Origin of the sequence: Nonomuraea guangzhouensis (assembly GCF_019396345.1) — a bacterium.
Classification (GTDB): Bacteria; Actinomycetota; Actinomycetes; order Streptosporangiales; family Streptosporangiaceae; genus Nonomuraea; species Nonomuraea guangzhouensis.
On the sequence record NZ_JAHKRM010000017.1, the window covers coordinates 230681 to 247793 of the forward strand.

At 71.2% G+C, this 17113-nt stretch carries 13 protein-coding genes; 8 read left to right on the top strand and 5 right to left on the bottom strand.

Annotated elements, in window-relative coordinates:
* The first annotated feature begins 76 nt into the window (after positions 1-76).
* Positions 77-2020, top strand: a complete 1944-nt coding sequence (locus KME78_RS33275) for a serine hydrolase (RefSeq protein ID WP_219533364.1) — start codon at positions 77-79, stop codon at positions 2018-2020.
* 63 nt (positions 2021-2083) lie between these two features.
* Positions 2084-3781, top strand: a complete 1698-nt coding sequence (locus KME78_RS33280; protein ID WP_219533365.1) for a serine/threonine-protein kinase — start codon at positions 2084-2086, stop codon at positions 3779-3781.
* A 7-nt stretch (positions 3782-3788) separates the two neighbouring features.
* Here the strand turns inward: KME78_RS33280 and KME78_RS33285 are convergent, their stop codons facing one another.
* Positions 3789-5042: an aspartate aminotransferase family protein gene (locus KME78_RS33285; RefSeq protein WP_219533366.1), complete on the bottom strand. Its 1254-nt coding sequence runs from the start codon at positions 5040-5042 to the stop codon at positions 3789-3791.
* A gap of 121 nt (positions 5043-5163) precedes the next feature.
* Between KME78_RS33285 and KME78_RS33290 the strand changes: the two genes are divergently transcribed.
* A complete protein-coding gene (locus KME78_RS33290) occupies positions 5164-6633 on the top strand; it encodes an NAD-dependent succinate-semialdehyde dehydrogenase (protein WP_219533367.1) in 1470 nt (489 codons plus the stop codon).
* A gap of 18 nt (positions 6634-6651) precedes the next feature.
* Here KME78_RS33290 and KME78_RS33295 read toward each other — a convergent pair whose 3' ends face one another.
* A complete protein-coding gene (locus KME78_RS33295; RefSeq protein ID WP_219533368.1) occupies positions 6652-7326 on the bottom strand; it encodes a GntR family transcriptional regulator in 675 nt (224 codons plus the stop codon).
* 93 nt (positions 7327-7419) lie between these two features.
* Positions 7420-8151: a maleate cis-trans isomerase family protein gene (locus KME78_RS33300; protein ID WP_219533369.1), complete on the bottom strand. Its 732-nt coding sequence runs from the start codon at positions 8149-8151 to the stop codon at positions 7420-7422.
* A gap of 205 nt (positions 8152-8356) precedes the next feature.
* Here KME78_RS33300 and ehuB point away from each other — a divergent pair, with 205 nt between their 5' ends.
* From ehuB to KME78_RS33325, 5 genes are read left to right on the top strand one after another with little or no spacing between them, the layout of a single operon-like run.
* Entirely contained in the window at positions 8357-9247 is an 891-nt protein-coding gene (ehuB, locus tag KME78_RS33305) for an ectoine/hydroxyectoine ABC transporter substrate-binding protein EhuB (protein ID WP_219533370.1), read from the top strand.
* Positions 9248-9293: 46 nt separating this feature from the next.
* Positions 9294-9995 (top strand): ectoine/hydroxyectoine ABC transporter permease subunit EhuC, encoded by a 702-nt coding sequence (ehuC, locus tag KME78_RS33310; protein WP_219533371.1) that lies wholly within the window; start codon positions 9294-9296, stop codon positions 9993-9995.
* The gene (gene ehuD, locus KME78_RS33315) at positions 9992-10648 is read left to right on the top strand and encodes an ectoine/hydroxyectoine ABC transporter permease subunit EhuD (protein ID WP_219533372.1); all 657 of its coding nucleotides are present in this window, start codon (positions 9992-9994) and stop codon (positions 10646-10648) included. Before ehuC ends, ehuD begins: the two co-directional genes overlap by 4 nt.
* Positions 10632-11456, top strand: coding sequence for an ectoine/hydroxyectoine ABC transporter ATP-binding protein EhuA (gene ehuA, locus KME78_RS33320; RefSeq protein WP_372454985.1), 825 nt, complete (start codon positions 10632-10634; stop codon positions 11454-11456). Before ehuD ends, ehuA begins: the two co-directional genes overlap by 17 nt.
* A complete protein-coding gene (locus KME78_RS33325; protein ID WP_219533373.1) occupies positions 11453-14485 on the top strand; it encodes an FAD-binding and (Fe-S)-binding domain-containing protein in 3033 nt (1010 codons plus the stop codon). Before ehuA ends, KME78_RS33325 begins: the two co-directional genes overlap by 4 nt.
* Before the next feature lie 137 nt (positions 14486-14622).
* On the opposite strand, the gene KME78_RS33330 is transcribed toward KME78_RS33325, so the two are convergent.
* Both KME78_RS33330 and KME78_RS33335 read right to left on the bottom strand, forming a co-directional pair.
* Positions 14623-15897, bottom strand: coding sequence for a M20 family metallopeptidase (locus KME78_RS33330; protein WP_219533374.1), 1275 nt, complete (start codon positions 15895-15897; stop codon positions 14623-14625).
* Positions 15890-17113 (bottom strand): aminotransferase-like domain-containing protein, encoded by a 1224-nt coding sequence (locus KME78_RS33335; protein ID WP_246652554.1) that lies wholly within the window; start codon positions 17111-17113, stop codon positions 15890-15892. The genes KME78_RS33330 and KME78_RS33335 overlap by 8 nt, the downstream gene beginning before the upstream one ends.

Sequence of the window (17113 nt, forward strand, 5' to 3'; positions counted from 1 at the left end):
GTATGGGGGTGCTCATGTCCTCCCCCCTCCCCTCTCCCACGATCGAGGTGATCGATCGACTCTGGGGGGAGACGACATGGGCGACCCATCGATGCCGTACAGCCGGCGCACCGTCCTGCACGCGGGCGCCGCGCTGGGCGCGCTCATCGGCCTGGACAAGGGCGGGATGGTGTCGGCGGCGGGGTTCGCCGAACGCCTCGCCGCCGGTACGGCGCGAGCCGCCGGCCCGTTCGCCTGGGTGGCGCGGCACAACCTGACCGCGGCGCAGTACCAGGCGGAGTTCGACCGGCTGAACGGCCAGGGCTACCGGCTCACGCACGTGGACGGCTATGAGGCGGGCGGGCAGGCCCTGTACGCGGCCATCTGGGAACGCATGCCCGGACCGCCGCTGGTCGCGCGCCACGGCCTCACCGGCGCGCAGTACCAGGCCGAGTTCGACCGGCTGACCGGCCAGGGCTACCGCCCGGCGCACGTGGTCGGTTACCAGGTCGGCGGGCAGGCCCTGTTCGCCGCCATCTGGGAGCAGACCGGCGGCCCGCCATGGGTCGCCCGGCACAACCTCACCGCCGCGCAGTACCAAGCCGAATTCGACCGATTGACCGCCCAGGGCTACCGGCCCGTACAGGTGGACGGTTACCAGGTCGGCGGGCAGGCCCTGTTCGCCGCCATCTGGGAGCAGACCGGCGGCCCGCCATGGGTGGCCCGGCACAACCTCACCGCCGCGCAGTACCAAGCCGAATTCGACCGGCTGAACGGCCAGGGCTACCGCCCCATGCGCGTCAGCGGCTACACCGTGGGCGGCACCGATCTGTACGCGGCGATCTGGGCCCGCGGCGCCGGCCCGCGCTGGTCGGCCCGCCACGGCCTCAGCTCCGCCGACTACCAGGCCGCCTTCGACACGCACCAGAGCCAGGGCTTCCGGCCCGCGCGGGTGAGCGGCTACGGCAGTGGCACGCCCCGGTTCGCGGCGATCTGGTGGAACCAGACACCGGCCCCCGGTGACTTCGCCCCCGTCGACGCGGTCGTCAACCGCTACCTGACCGGCGCCGGCGTCGCGGGCATCTCGCTCGCGATCGCCCGGCGCGGCGCGCTCGTCTTCGCCCGGGGGTACGGCCGGGCCAACCGGGAGACCGGCGAGCAGCTCACCGAACGCCACCTGCTCCGCGTCGCCAGCGTCTCCAAGCCGATCACCTCGGTCGCGATCATGCGGCTCGTCGAGGCCGGGCGGCTGCGGCTCGGGCAGCGGGTGTTCGGCACCGGCGGCGTGCTCGGCACCCGCTACGGCACCCAGCCGTACGGCACGGGCATCGAGGCCATCACCATCCAGCACCTGCTCCAGCACACCGCCGGCGGCTGGACCAACGACGGCAACGACCCGATGTTCACCAACCCCGGCATGAACCACGCGCAGCTGATCGGCTGGGTGCTCGACAACCGGCCCCTCCAGCACACCCCGGGCACCACCTACCTGTACTCCAACTTCGGCTACTGCGTGCTCGGCCGGGTCATCGAACAGGTCACCGGACAGCCGTACGCCGATCACGTACGCCAGAACGTGCTCGCTCCCAGTGGGATCACCAACATGCACATCGCCGGCGACACCCGCGCCGAGCGGCGCGCCGACGAGGTGGTCTACTACGGCGCCGAGGACCCGTACGGCATGCGCGTGCGGCGGATGGACTCCCACGGCGGCTGGCTCGCCTCGCCCACGGACCTGCTGCGGTTCGCGGTGCGGGCCGACGGGTTCGCCACGGTGCCCGACCTGCTGCGCAGGGACACGGTCACCACGATGACCACGCCGTCGGCGGCGAACTCCGGCTACGCCTGCGGCTGGGCCGTCAACTCCAGCGGCAACTGGTGGCACACGGGACGCCTGCCCGGCACCGAGGCCGTGCTCGTGCGTACCGGGAACGAGTTCTGCTGGGCGGCGGTGGCCAACGGCAACGGCGTCGACCTCGACGCGATGATGTGGGACGTCTACCGGGCGGTCGCCGCCTGGCCGGCGCACGACCTGTTCTAGCGGCCGGGTTACTGCTTATCCTGGCCCTTCGTACCACGACATCGAGACGATCGAAGGTGGGCCGTGGGCCCGCGTCCCCTGGATCCGGACGAGCCTGAGCGGATAGGCGACTACCGGCTGACCGGCGTGCTCGGGCAGGGCGGGCAGGGGGTGGTCTACCTCGGAGAAGCACCGTCGGGCGGCCGCGTCGCGATCAAGGTGTTGCACCGCAGCGCCTCGATGGACGCCGAAAGCCGTCGGCGGTTCCTGCGCGAGGCGGACACCGCCCGGCGGGTCGCCCCCTTCTGCACCGCGCGGGTGCTGGACGTGGGGGACAGCCACGGCCGCCCCTACGTCGTCAGCGAGTACATCCCCGGCGGCTCCCTGGCCGAGGCGGTCGCCACCGACGGCCCGCGGACCGGCAGCGGGCTGCAGCGGCTGGCGGTCGCCACGCTGACGGCGCTGACCGCGATCCACCGGGCCGGGATCGTGCACCGCGACTTCAAGCCCGGCAACGTGATCCTCGGTCCCGAGGGGCCGGTGGTCATCGACTTCGGCATCGCCCGCGCCCTGGACCACACCACCATCGAGTCCGGGGTGGTGGGCACCCCCGCCTACATCGCCCCGGAGCAGTTCGCCGGGCAACCGCCCAGCCGGGCGTCGGACGTGTTCAGCTGGGCCTGCACGATGGTGTTCGCCGCGACCGGGCGTCTCGCCTTCGGCGGCGCGACGATTCCCGCGCTCCTGTACTCCATCTCCACCCGCGACCCCGACCTGGCCGGCGTGCCCGGCGACCTCCGCCCGCTGCTCGCGGCCTGCCTGAACAAGGACCCCGCCGCCCGGCCCACCGCCGCCGACCTGCTGCGCGACCTCACCGGGGACGACCCGCACAGTCGGCCCACCGCCGCCGACCTGCTCCGCGAGGACGCCGGCAGCGACCCGCGCACCTCGGCGGACGCCCAGCCGCCCTTATCGGCGGGGCCGGATCCGTCCACCGCGACGTTGCGAGCCGGTGCGACAAAGACCACTCCGGGAAGGGCGCGGTCACGGCGGTGGATCTTGGGGGTCGCGGCCGGTCTGGCCGCGGCGCTGGTCGGGGGCGTGATCCTCGTGCCGCGGTTCGGCTCGCACGAGGCGCCGGCGAACGGCCCGCTGCTCTACGCCGACGACTTCAGCGACCGGGGCAACTGGGACGGCTACACCTTCAACCCCACCGCCGAAGGAGACAACCGGACCATGCACGGGTACGAGATCGACCGCGGTGTCTTCTCCCTCTTCGCGGACAAGAGCTACCCGAACAACCCCGCCCTCTCCCCCGTGCCGGCCAAGAACCCGGCCTCGCCGTCCGCCGTCGTACGCGACGTGATGATCGGCGCCACGGCCGAGGTGCGGGCGGGCTCGACGGGCCGGGCCGGCTTCGGGCTCCTGTGCCGATGGGACGAAGACGTGCCCAACGGGTACGCGTTCCTGCTCGGCCTCGACGGCAAAGCGCGGGTCGTCAGGAACGCCCAGGGCACCAATCTCGATGTGACGCCTCCCGTACAGGCCGGGGCGCCGGCCGCCGGGCGGAAGGTCCGCCTCCAGGCCGCGTGCCGAAAGGCCGGCGCCGGAACCCACCTGACGCTGTGGATCGACGGAACCCGGACGATCGACGTCGTCGACTCTCAGACGCTGCCGGACAGCTCGATCAGTCAGGCGGGCGTGGTCGCGCGGGTGCCGGAGGCCGGCGGCGGTGTCATCACCGTGTCATTCGACGATTTCAGCGTCCATCGGGCGCAGTGAGCGCTGGTCAGGCGGTCACCGCGGTCACCGCCTCCGCCCAGATCGCGCCGGCCTCCTTCACCTGCTCGGAGTCGACCACCAGCGCGGGGATGAACCGGACGACCTCTCCCCAGGCGCCGCAGGTCAGCAGCAGCAGGCCGCGCTTGGCGGCCTCCTGCTGGGCCGCGGCGGCGGTGGCGCCGTCCGGGTCTCCGTTGGCGTCGCGGAACTCGTTGCCGAGCATCAGGCCCAGGCCGCGTACGTCGGTGATGTTCTTGTGCTGGGACGCCACCTCCCGCAGCGCGGCGCGGAGTTCGGCGCCGCGGTCGGCCGAGTTCTGGACGAGTCCTTCGCTCAGGATCACGTCGAGGGTGGCGATCGCCGCGGCGCAGGCCACCGCGTTCGCGCCGTAGGTGCCGCCCTGCGATCCGGGCCAGGCCTTCTCCATGAGGTCCGCGCGGGCGGCGATCGCCGACAGCGGGAACCCGGAGGCCAGGCCCTTGGCGGTGATCAGGATGTCGGCGCGGGCATCGAAGTGGTCGCCGCCCCAGAACTTGCCGGTGCGTCCCCAGCCGGTCTGCACCTCGTCGAGGACCAGCAGGATCCCGTGCCGGTCGGCGCGCTCGCGCAGACCGGCCAGGAACCGGGTGTTGGCCGGCACGTAGCCGCCCTCCCCCAGCACCGGCTCGACGAAGAAGGCGGCGGTCTCGGCCGGCGTCGTCACGGTCTGGAGGAGGTAGTCCAGCTCGCGCAGGGCGAAGTCGGTCGCTTCCTCCTCGCTCCATCCGTAGTGGGTGGGGTTCGGGAAGGGCGCGATGACCACACCGCCCATGATGGGGCTGAAGCCGGCCCGGAACTTGGTCCCTGAGGTGGTCATCGAGGCGGCCGCGACGGTCCGGCCGTGGAAGCCGCCGTGGAAGACGACGACGTTCGGGCGGGCGGTCGACTGGCGGGCCAGGCGCAGGGCCGCCTCCACCCCTTCGGAGCCGGAATTGGCGAAGAACATGCGGTCGAGGCCGGCGGGCAGCACCTCGCTGAGACGGTCGACCAGGTCGAGCAGCGGGCGGTGCATGACCGTCGTGTACTGGGCGTGGATGAGGGTCGCGACCTGGCGCTGGGCCGCCTCGACCACGCGCGGGTGGCAGTGCCCCGTGCTGGTGACGCCGATGCCGGCGGTGAAGTCGAGATAGCGGCGGCCGTCCTCGTCATAGAGGTGCACGCCTTCGCCGCGGGCGGCGATGACTCCGGTTGCCTGCTTGAGGATCGAAGAGAGTTCTGCCACGAGGACCCCTCTGGTAGATTGTCGACAATCAAACTGGTAGATAACTTACAACGGCTCGCGGGCCGCGTCAGCCCCCGAAGCGGCGCCGGCGTCCAGCGGCCTCTGTCGGAAGGGACGAGAAATGACTGATCAGGCCCGTGAGCGCTCGGTCGTCGAGGCGGCTCCGAAGCAGCTCTTCATCAACGGCAAGTGGACCGACGCGTCGTCAGGAGCCACTTTCGACGTGCTGGATCCTTCCACGGGCAAGGTGCTGTGCGCCGTGTCGGACGCCTCGCCCGAAGACGGGATGGCCGCCCTCGAAGCCGCCGCCGCGGCGCAGACCGCGTTCGCGGCCACCGCGCCGCGCGCGCGTGCCGACATGCTCATGCGCGCCTTTCACCTGCTGCACGAACGCATTGACACCCTCGCCCTGCTCATGACGCTGGAGATGGGCAAGCCCCTGGCGGAGTCACGCGGCGAGATCGCCTACGCCGCGGAGTTCTTCCGCCACTTCGCCGAAGAGGCGGTCCGCGTCAACGGCGGCTACCAGGTCGCACCGGCCGGCGGCGCCCGTTTCCTGGTGACCAAGCAGCCCGTCGGGCCGTCGCTGCTGATCACACCGTGGAACTTCCCCATGGCCATGGGCACCCGCAAGATCGGTCCCGCGATCGCCGCCGGCTGCACCAGCGTCATCAAGCCGGCCGCGCAGACCCCGCTGTCCATGCTGGCCCTGGCCGAGATCCTGGCCGAAGCCGGTGTGCCCGAGGGCGTGGTCAACGTCGTGACCACGGACAACGCGGGCGCGGTCATGGAGCCGCTGATCCGCTCCGGCGTGGCGCGCAAGCTGTCGTTCACGGGCTCCACCGCCGTGGGCCGCCGGCTGCTGGAGCAGTGCGCCGACAAGGTGCTGCGTACCTCGATGGAGCTCGGTGGCAACGCCGCGTTCATCGTCTTCCCCGACGCCGACCTCGACGCTGCCGTCGACGGGGCGATCGCCGCGAAGATGCGCAACTCCGGCGAAGCCTGCACCGCCGCGAACCGCATGTACGTCCACACCGACGTCATCGACGCCTTCGGTACGAAACTGGCCGAGAAGATGGCCGCCCTGCCCGTCGGGCGCGGTGTCGACGACGGCGTCCGCGTCGGCCCGCTCATCGACGCCGCCGCGCAGCGGAAGGTCCAGCAGTTGGTGACCGACGCCGTCGAGCGTGGCGCCAAGGTGCTGACCGGCGGTGAGACCGGGAACGAGCCCGGCTTCTTCTACCCGCCGACGGTGCTGACCGGCGTGCCCGAGTCGGCGCGGATGCGCCACGAGGAGATCTTCGGCCCGGTCGCGCCGCTGACGCCGTTCAGCACCGAGGAAGAGGTCGTGGCGGCCGCCAACGACACCGAGTACGGCCTGGTCAACTACCTGTACACCAACGACCTGACGCGCGCGCTGCGTGTCGCGGAGGCGCTGGAGACGGGCATGGTCGGCATCAACCAGGGTGTGGTGTCCAACCCCGCCGCGCCGTTCGGCGGGGTCAAGGCCTCGGGGCTCGGCCGCGAGGGCGGGCCGACCGGCATCGAGGAGTTCCTGGAGACCAAGTACATCGGCATCGCCCTCGCCTGACCGGTCTTCGGCGCAAGGCTAGGTGGCGGCTCCCCGCGACCCGAGGCGGACCACCGCGTCGCGCATGTGCTCGATGAGCAGGCGGTCAACGAGTTCGGCATCGCCGGCGACGAACGCGTCGGCGATCTCGTTGTGCTCGGGGACGCGGTCGTCGGGCGCGGGGTAGGTCTCCTGCAGCGCGGTCACGCACATGCGGGTCTCGGTCAGCAGCGTGTGGTGCATGCGTGACAGCCGAGGGCTCTGGGCCATCCGGACGAGCTCCTCGTGGAACTCCAGGTCCGCGGCGCCGATCTTCTCTCCGTCCAGCCGGTCGGAGGCCTTCTCCATCTTCTTGATGATCGCCGACAGTCGCTTGCCCGCGTCGACGGGATCGCGGCGGAAGATCTCGGCGGCGGCGGCGCGTTCGACGGCGGTGCGTGCCACGTAGATGTCGTAGACGTCGTCATCGGTCAGCTCGATGACGAACAGACCGCGGTTGCGGATCGAGATCAGCAACCCTTCCTGCGTCAGGCGCTGCATGGCCTCCCGCAGCGGACCGCGGCTCACCCCGAGCTCGCGGGCCAGGTCGGCCTCGCCCAACTGGGTGCCCGGCTGGAGCTCCCCGTGGGCGATGGCCTCACGGAGCTTGCGGGCGATGATGCTCGGCGTGGACTCGCGGTCCACGGGTCCGATGAACCTGCCCAGGGTGGTCATGCTGGTCTCCGATTCGGCTGCGACAGTGCGGCGCGGAGAGCCCGGCGTGCGTGTCGATTGTGGATTGTTCATCATCGTGACGTGTGAATCAACTCACCGGCGGAAGAGGGATCCCATGCCGTCGAGGCGTGTGCTCCCTCCCCCGATCCGGAGCCCTTCCCAGACCGTGACCTGGTTGGCGGTGAGGACCGGTTTGCCGACGGCGCTTTCGAGGTCGTCCAGCCACGCCAGCGAGTGCATCGCGGTGTCGGGGACCAGCACGGCCTCCGCGTCGTCGACGTCACCGGAGCGCACCATGTCCGCCACGCGCTCCTTGCCGAGGGTGCCGACCTCGGCCGCGGTGAAGATGCCGTGGCTGCCCAGCGCCGCGACCTCGACCCCGCCCCGCCTCAGGAACTCCACGAAGTGCGTCGCGACGTCCTCCGGGTACGACGCCGCGACGGCGACGCGGCGCAGGCCGAGCGCGCGCACCGCCTCGACGAACGCGATCGAGGTCGACGAGACGGGCAGCCCCACGATCTTCGCCACGCCGTCCACCTGCTCGCGGGCGCCCTCCCAGCCGAAGACGAAGCTGCCCGAGGTGCACGCCCACATCACGGCGTCCGGAGCGTGGCCGGCCAGCTCCCGGGCGCCCTCGGCCAGGCGCTCGGCGCTGCCGAGGTCGAGCAGCGCGTCGACCCGGTGGGCGTCCTCACCGACCGACGTGTGCACCAGCGGCAGGCGCACGGCCCCGCCCAGCCGTCGCTCAAGGGCGGGGAAATCGTCCTCGGCGCCGAAGCCGGGGTAGAGCAGACCGACGGTCGTATGACGGAGTCGTTCGTTCACGGATGACCTTTCGGCTGAGGAGTGGTGCGCATGTCGGGAGTGTTTCGAGCGCGTTCCAATATCCCAAGGGATCAATAAGATTGTTGACAATGCTACACCAGCTGATTAGCTTCGGTCAGCAACAAAGAGGCCTCGCGCCGTACCTGGCGAATCCCGGCTTCCCAACGCTGTCCCCCAGGACGGCCGCGACGATATCGGAGTCGACATGACCTACGACCCCTCGCGGAGAGCCCTCCTTCGCGGCCTCGGCGCCGCCGCGATGGCCGCGCCGCTGACCGGAATCCTGGCCGGCTGCAGCCGCACGGAGATCCCCGGCTCCGCGAGCGCCGCCCAGGACCTGCTCGCGACCGGGCGAAAGCAAGGCTTTCTCCGCGTGGGCATCGCGAACGAGCCGCCGTACACGCAGGTCACCGCGGACGGGAACGTCACGGGTGCCGAGCCGGACGTGTTCCGCGCCGTGTGCAAGCGCCTGGGCATCAACGACGTCCAGGGGGTCATCACTCCGTACGCGTCGATGATCCCCGGCCTGAAGGCCAACCGATGGGACGCCATCGCGGCGGGCCTGTTCATGAAGCAGTCGCGCTGCGCCGAGGTGCTCTATTCGGAGCCGGTCATCGTGTCGACGGAGTCCTTCGGGGTCAAGCCCGGCAACCCGAAGAAGATCACCACCGTCGCCGGCGTGCTCGCGAACGCGGACCTGAAGATCGCGGTCCTGCCCGGCGGGTTCGAGGACGGGATTCTCAAGACGGCCAAGGTGCCCGACGGGCAACTCGTCAAGGTGGACGACGGGCGCAGCGGCATCGAGGCGCTGCGGGCCGGCCGGGCCGACGCCTTCTTCCTGCCGACCCTCTCGCTGAAGGCCCTGCAGGAGAAGGACAAGGACTTCGAGGTCACCGAGCCGGTGGGGGACGCGCCACGGACCGGGTCCGGAGCGGCCTTCCGCCCGGGGGACAAGACGTTCCTGGCCGAGTACAACAAGGAGCTGGCCGCGTTCAAGGCGACCAGCGAGTTCGCCGAGATCCTCACCAAGTGGGGCTTCGACGCGCAGACCACCAAGGGCGTCACAGCCGCCGAGCTGTGCAAGAACGCCGGCTGACGCACATGGGCCACCTCACCCCCACGGCCCAGGAGATCGACCGCCCATGACTGATGTGATCACCTACGCGCCGCTGCTGCTGCAGGGGCTGCTCATCACGCTGCTCGTCACCGTTCTCGGCGCCATCCTCACCGTGGTGACGGCGTTCACGGCGGGTCTCGCCCGTCTCTCGCAGCACTGGTGGCTTCGGTGGCCGGCCGGCGTCTTCGTCGAGGTCTTCCGCGGCACCTCGCTGCTGGTCCAGATGTTCTGGTTCTTCTTCGCGCTGCCCTTCTTCGGCTTCCAGCTCGCCCCGCTCACCGCGGCGGTGCTGGCGCTGGGGTTCAACGAGGGGGCCTACGGGGCCGAGATCGTGCGGGGCACGATCAGCTCGCGCGCCGCCGGGCAGACCGAGGCGTGCGTGGCCCTCGGCATGGGCCGGGCACTGCGGATGCGGCGGGTGCTGATACCCCAGTCCATCCCGGCCATGCTGCCGCCCTTCTGCAATGTGATGGTCGATCTGCTGAAGAACACCTCTCTGGTGTCGCTCGTCACGGTCGCGGATCTCACCTTCCGCGGGCAGATGGTACGCAACACCACCGGGCAGACGACGGCCGTGTTCCTCACCATCCTCGTGCTCTACTTCGTGCTCTCGACACTGATCTCCCAGCTGATGAAGTGGCTGGAGCGGCGATTCGCCCTGGACCGCACGCCCAGGTCGCGCCGGGACCAGCCGGGGCCGCTCGTGAAGGCAGGGATGCCCGTATGATCTGGGACTCCAAGTTCGCGCTGTCGATCCTGCCGGATCTGCTTCAGGGACTGTGGGTGACCGTCCAGATCACCCTCGCCGGCACGGTCATCGCGATGCTCCTCGGTCTGGTGGTCGCGGTCATCCGGTTCTCGCGGCTGCCGGTCGTGTCCAAGCTGTTCGACTTCTACGTCCAGTTCGTCCGGGGAACGCCGCTGCTGATCCAGGCGTACTGCGCGTTCTTCATCCTGCCCAACTACGGCCTGAGCTTCAGTCCGATGGCCACCGGCATCGTCGTGATCGGCATCAACTACAGCGCCTACACGGCCGAGGTCTACCGCTCCGGGATCCACGACGTGCCGCCCGGGCAGTGGGAGGCGGCGAAGGCGCTCAACCTGCCCGTCGGCGCCACCTGGACCCGGATCGTCCTTCCGCAGGCCGTCCGGTCGGTCATCCCCATTCTGGGTAACTACCTCATCCAGATGTTCAAGGACTCGGCCGTGCTGTCGGCCATCACCGTGTTCGAACTGCTGGCCCACGCTCAGGCGATCGGATCGAACAACTTCCGGTACCTCGAGCCGCTGACCATCGCGGGTCTGCTCTTCCTCCTGGTCAGCTACCCGGCCTCCCAGATGGTCCGGAGATTGGAGCGTCGACTTGCCCCCTCACATTGACACCGAGTCTGTCCCCGTACCCGAATCGACGCCGGCGGCGGACCGCGAGGTCATGATCTCCTTCGACGACGTCAGCAAGCGGTGGGGCGACAACGAGGTGCTCCGATCGCTGAACTTCGACGTCAGGTCGGGCGAGAAGGTGTCCATCATCGGGCCGTCCGGATCGGGCAAGACCACGATCCTGCGGATCCTGATGACCCTGGAGACCCCCGACACGGGACTCGTGACGGTCAACGGCGAGACCCTGTGGGACGTCAAGCCCGGCTCGCGGCCCAAGGAGACCAAGCAGATGCGGGCGACCCGCCGGCACGTCGGCATGGTGTTCCAGCAGTTCAACCTCTTCCCGCACATGACCGCCCTGGAGAACGTCCTCGAGGCGCCCACCCGGGTGCTCAAGCTGGACAAGGACGAGGCCCGTCAGCGCTCGGTCGAACTGCTGGAGATGGTGGGCCTGTCGAAGCACCTCGACCACAAGCCGCCGAAGCTGTCCGGCGGGCAGCAGCAGCGGGTGGCCATCGCCCGCGCGCTGGCGATGCGGCCCAAGGTGCTGCTCTTCGACGAGCCCACGTCGGCACTCGACCCCGAGCTGATCGGCGAGGTGCTCAACGTCATCCGGGAGCTGGCCGTGAGCACCGACATGACGATGCTCATGGTGACCCACGAGATGCGCTTCGCCGAGGAGATCTCGGATCGCGTCGTGATGTTCGACCATGGTTCGGTGGTCGAGCAGGGTCCGCCCGGCGAGATCTTCAAGGCGCCGAAGGAAGATCGCACCAAGAGCTTCCTGCACGCCGTCCTGAGCCATTGACCCGCCACTCGACGGCTTTCGACGTCGAGTCGCTGGCCAGGCGGCTGACGTCGGTCCTGCGGGGCACGGCCCGCCACGACCCCGGGACCAAGGCCCTGTACAGCACGGACGCCTCCAACTACCGGCTGGTGCCCGACCTGGTCGTCGTGCCCGCCGACGTCGACGACCTCGTGGCCGCCGTGTGCATCGCGGCCGAGGTGGGCGCGCCCGTGGTGGTCCGCGGCGGCGGTACGTCCATGGCCGGCAACGTCCTGGGCGGCGTCGTCGTCGACGTCTCCCGCCACGTCAACCGGATCCTCGACCTCGACCCCGCCGGTCGCACCGCCGTGGTCGAGCCGGGCGTCGTGCTCACCGACCTGACCGCGGCGGCGGCCCGCCATGGCCTCACCTTCGGCGCCGATCCCTCCTCGGCCAGCCGGGCGACCCTCGGCGGGATGATCGCCAACAACGCCTGCGGCGCCCACTCGGTGGCCTGGGGGACCACCGCGGACAACCTCATGGGTCTTGAGACGCTGCTCTCGGACGGCTCCCGGCTGGACCTCACGGTGCCGGCCGCCGACACCGGGCGGGACCTGACGGTGCAGGCCACCGATGCCGGCACCCGGCGGCGGATGGCCGAGCTGGCCGCCCGGCCGGGCCGCGAAGGCGAGCTCCACCGGGCGATGCAGGACCTGGCCCAGCGCAATGCCCTCGCGATCGGCCGGCGCTTCTCCGGTCTCAAACGCCGCATCTCCGGGTACGCCCTGGACCGGCTGCTGCCCGAGCACGGCTACGACGTCGCCCGCTTCCTCTGTGGCACCGAAGGCACCCTGGCGACCACCCTTCGGGCGACCGTCGGCCTGGTGCCGCTGCCCGCCGCCAAGGCCCTGCTAGTGCTGGGCTTCCGCGACTCGTTCAGCGCCGCCGAGTGCGTGCCCCACGTACTGCCGCACCAGCCGCTGACCATGGAATCGATCAATGACGAGCTGGTGCGGCGCCTGCCCGACCAGGTCAGGAACGACGCGGTCGCGGCGGGGCTGCCGGAGGGCAGCGCCTGGCTGCTCATCGAGGTCGCGGGCGACGACGCCGATCGCGCGGCCCGCGCGGGCCGCGCGATCGTCACCGACCTCGACGCCGCGGGCATCCCCGTGACGTCGGCGCTGGTCACCGACCCGCGGGCGCAGGGCGTGCTGTGGCGGTGCCGGCGCGACGGCACCGGCCTGGCCACCCGCCGAGCCGACGGCGCGGAGGCCTGGGGCGGCTGGGAGGACGCCGCGGTCCCGCCGGACCGCCTCGCGACGTACCTGCGCGAGCTCGACGAGCTGATGGCGGCCCACGACCTGTCCGGTGCCTCGTACGGGCACTTCGGCGAGGGTTGCATGCACATGCGCATCGACTTCGACCTGATGAGCCGGGCGGGTCTGGCCACCTTCCGCTCGTTCGTCGAACAGGCCACCGACCTCGTCGTACGCCTGGGCGGCTCGGTCTCCGGCGAACACGGCGACGGACGAGCGCGTTCCGAACTGCTGACCCGCATGTACGGCACCGACATCATGGGCCTGTTCCGCGAGGTCAAGCAGCTCTGGGATCCCTCCGGGGCGCTGAATCCGCACGTCATCGCCGACCCCGCGCCGATCGACGCCGACATCCGGCATGCCGGAGCGGCCGACGCCGACGCCCCGCATGCTGGAGCGGCCGGCCCCAAGCGCCTGCTGACGGTCTTCGCCTACCCGCAGGACGCCGGCAGCTTCGCCCAGGCGCAGCGCCGCTGTGTCGGGGTGGGCAAGTGCCGGGAGTCCTCGGGCGGTGTGATGTGCCCCAGCTACCAGGTCACCCGCGAAGAACAGCACTCCACCCGGGGCCGGGCCCACCTGCTGTGGGAGATGCTCCGGGGTGAGGTCATCACCGACGGGTGGCGCTCCACCGAGGTCCGCGACGCCCTCGACCTGTGCCTGTCGTGCAAGGGATGCCTGTCCGACTGCCCGGTCAACGTCGACATGGCCACCTACAAGGCCGAGTTCCAGTACCACCACTACCGGCATCGGCTCCGGCCGCTGTCGCACTACTCGATGGGCTGGCTGCCGCTGTGGTCGCGTCTGGCGGGGCGCGTACCGAGGGTGGTCAACCGGGTGACGTCGTCGGGTCTGGCGGGCCTGCTCAAACGGATCGGCGGGATCGCGCCGGAGCGGGACATCCCACGCTTCGCCGACCAGCCGCTGACAACGTGGTTCCGCCGACGCGGCCGACCGACCGACGCCAGCGGCGTCGGCAGCGGCGGTGGCGGCGGCGGTGGCGGCGGCACGCGTGGCAAGGTCGTGTTGTGGCCCGATTCCTTCACCACCTACCTCGCCCCCGAGGTCGGCCGCGCCGCAGTGCGGGTGCTCGAGGCGGCGGGGTTCGAGGTGGTGTTGCCGCGGGGCCAGGTGTGCTGCGGGCTGACCTGGATCTCGACCGGGCAGCTCGGGGTGGCCAAGCGGGTGCTGCGCCACTCACTCGGCCTGCTCGACGACTACCTGCGGGCGGGCGTGCCCGTCGTCGGGCTGGAGCCGAGCTGCACCGCCGTGTTCCGGCACGAGGCCGTGGATCTGCTGCCCGGTGACGAGCGGGCCGAGCGGGCCAAGCGGCTCACCCACACGCTGGCCGAACTGCTGGCCGCGTACGCCCCGGACTGGCGGCCGCCCGACGTGGGCGGGACGGCACTGGTGCAGCGGCACTGCCACCAGCACTCGGTCATGGGCTTCGAGGCGGACTCCGCGCTGATGCGGGCGGCGGGCATCGACGCCGAGGCCCCGGACTCCGGCTGTTGCGGCCTCGCCGGAAATTTCGGGTTCGAGCGGGGCCATTATGAGGTGTCGCGGGCGGCCGGCGAGCGGGTGCTACTGCCCGCCGTACGGGCTGCGGACCCTGAGACGGCGATCGTCGCGGACGGCTTCAGCTGCCGCACCCAGATCGGACAGGGCACTGACCGAATCGCACTGCACCTGGCCCAGGTACTCGCCGCGGCCCTGGACGCCGACACCGACCCCGAAGGCGGCACCGAACGCCAGTGACAACCGCCGACGACACCAGACGCCGGTCCGGACCGCGGGCGATACCGAACGCCGGTGCGGACTACGGCCGACACCGAACGCCGATACAGACCGCAGCCGACACCGAACGCCGGTGCCGGCCGCGAAGGCGACCCCGTTCAGCCGGTGAGTAGCCGCATCGCGCACAGCGCATAAGTGCGGGCCGCGACCACGAGCTCGTCGAGGCTGACCGACTCGTCGGCCCGGTGCGCCTGTTCGGCGACCGAGCCGGGGCCGAGCACGATCACCGGAACCCCGGCGTCGCGGGCGATGAATCCGCCGTCGCACGCGGCGGTCCATCCCGCCAGCGGCAGATCGGGCCCGCCGGCGTCGCCGACCGCCTGCTTGGCCGTCGCGACCAGCCGATGGTCCGGCGCCGTCTCGAACCCGGGCATCTGCATCGTCATGGTGACCGCGACGCCCAGCCCACGCTCGTCCAGGCGCAGGGCGTCGATCCGGCCGGTCGTCTCGGCCAGCACGGTCTCCCCCTTCTCGTCGGGCAGCAGCCGCCGGTCGGCGGTGATCAGGCACTCGGCCGGAACGGTGGACGTACCGGTGCCGCCGGCGATCTGACCGACGCTCCACGTGGCGGCCCCGACCAGCGGGTGCCGCGCGTCCGACAGCTCACCGTGCCAGCGTTCGAGCTCGGTCACCACCGCGGCGGCGCCGTAGATGGCGTTGAGCCCGTCCGAGGGCTTGCCGGAGTGGGCAGCCCGCCCGGTGACCGCGATCTCGACGTACGAGTCACCGCGCGCCGCGATGATCGTCTGCAGGTCGGTGGGTTCCGCCACGACGCACCCGGCGAAGCCGGAACGGTCGCCGTCGGCGAGGTAGGCCCGGACGCCCTTGCCGGTCTCCTCCTCGTCGACCACGGCGGCCAGCTCGACCGGACCGGTGAGTGCGGCTCCGGCCCGCCGCAGCGCGGACAGCGCCACCACGCACGCGGCGAGACCGCCCTTCATGTCCGCCGAGCCGCGCCCGAACAGCCGGCCGTCCCGGACCTCTCCACCGAAGGGCGGCACGGTCCAGTTGTCGCCCACGGGCACCACGTCGGTGTGCCCGAGCAGCAGCAACCCGGGCCCGGATCCCCCGGCGAGGACCGCCGACACGTTGGACCGGCCGGGCTCCACCTCGGTGGTCGTCACCGCCAGGCCACGCGCCGCGCAGGCGGCGGCGAGCACGTCCACGGTCGGCCCCTCCTCGCCGGGCGGGTTCTGCCCCACCGCCCGGACCAGGTCCACCGCGATATCGCGGATCTCGTCAAGCGTGATCAGGTCGAGGACCGCGTGTTCGGCCGCGGTGATCGCTTCGCGGTCGGTCGCGTTGATCGCCTCGCCGTCGGTCGCGTTGATCGCCTCGCGGTCGGTCGCGTTGATCGCCTCGCCGTCAGCCATGCTGAGCCCCCGTCGTCACCAGGTCGATCGCGCGGCGCAGCCGGCGTACACCCTCCAGGGTGCGCTCCGGAGTGGTCGACGCGAAGCACAGCCGCAGGGCGTTGCGGAATCGGCCGCTGGGCGAGAAGGCCGAGCCGGGGATGAAGGCGACCCCTTCGGCCAGCCCCACCTCGAACAGCTCCTGCGCGTCCACCTCCTCCGGCAGCGTCACCCACAGGAAGAAGCCGCCGTCCGGGCTGGTCCATCTCGCGATGTCGCCGAGGTGTTCGGTGAGCGCCCGCTGCATACCGGCCTTGCGCCGCAGGTATTCCACGCGCAGGCCGCTCAGGTGCTCGGTGAGGTGGCCGTCCTCGAGGAACCGGGCCACCAGGAGCTGCGCGGGCAGGTTGGCGCAGGTGTCCATGGCCTGCTTGGCGTTGATCAGCAACTGGCCGAGCTCGGGGGCCGCGTCGACCCAGCCCACCCGCAGGCCCGGCGCCAGCACCTTCGAGAAGGTACGCACCGAGAACACCTCCGCACCCCCGCCACCCAGCTCGCGCAGGCTGGGCAGGTCCTCGCCGGCGAAGCGCAGCCAGCCGTACGGGTCGTCGTCGATGACGATCGCCCCCCATGCGCGGGCGAGCTCGATGAGCGCGAGCCGCCGCGTGAGCGACATGGTGGTGCCGGAGGGGTTCTGGAAGTTCGGGATCGTGTAGATCGCCTTCGGCGGGCGGCCGGCCCGCTCGACGAGCTCCGGCAGGGCCTCGACGACCAGCCCGTCGTCGTCCACGGGCGCTTCGAGGACCTCTCCGCCGTACGACATGACGGTGGCGCTGCCGTTGGTGTAGGTCGGCGACTCGACGACGACCAGGTCGCCGGGGTCGACGAAGAGTTTGCAGGCCAGGTCGATGCCCTGCATCCCGCCGCTGGTGATGGTCAGCCGGTCGGGGGTCGTCGCCTCGCCGGTGCCCGACAGCATGCCGAGCACCGCCTCCCGCAGCCGGGGGTCGCCCTCGGTCGCGGCGTAGTCGTAGGCGTGGGCCGAGCCCAGTTCGGCGGCGCCGATCGCGGCCAGGAGCCGCGTGGGGACCGCTTCGGCGGCGGGGCTGCCCATCGCGAAGCGGACGATGTCGTGCGACTGCTTCTGCAGCAGCGACGTGCTCGAGTCGATGACCGACCCGACCAGTCCTGCCGCCCGTGCCGCGAGCGGCACCTGCGCGGCGGTCCGCGTCATCAT

Bases quoted from the DNA above. Each gene is read 5' to 3' on its own strand.
- KME78_RS33275 (WP_219533364.1), top strand. From the start codon at position 77: ATGGGCGACCCATCGATGCCGTACAGCCGGCGCACCGTCCTGCACGCG.
- KME78_RS33290 (WP_219533367.1), top strand. From the start codon at position 5,164: ATGACTGATCAGGCCCGTGAGCGCTCGGTCGTCGAGGCGGCTCCGAAG.
- KME78_RS33295 (WP_219533368.1), bottom strand. From the start codon at position 7,326: ATGACCACCCTGGGCAGGTTCATCGGACCCGTGGACCGCGAGTCCACG.
- ehuB (WP_219533370.1), top strand. From the start codon at position 8,357: ATGACCTACGACCCCTCGCGGAGAGCCCTCCTTCGCGGCCTCGGCGCC.
- ehuC (WP_219533371.1), top strand. From the start codon at position 9,294: ATGACTGATGTGATCACCTACGCGCCGCTGCTGCTGCAGGGGCTGCTC.
- ehuD (WP_219533372.1), top strand. From the start codon at position 9,992: ATGATCTGGGACTCCAAGTTCGCGCTGTCGATCCTGCCGGATCTGCTT.
- KME78_RS33330 (WP_219533374.1), bottom strand. From the start codon at position 15,897: ATGGCTGACGGCGAGGCGATCAACGCGACCGACCGCGAGGCGATCAAC.
- KME78_RS33335 (WP_246652554.1), bottom strand. From the start codon at position 17,113: ATGATGACGCGGACCGCCGCGCAGGTGCCGCTCGCGGCACGGGCGGCA.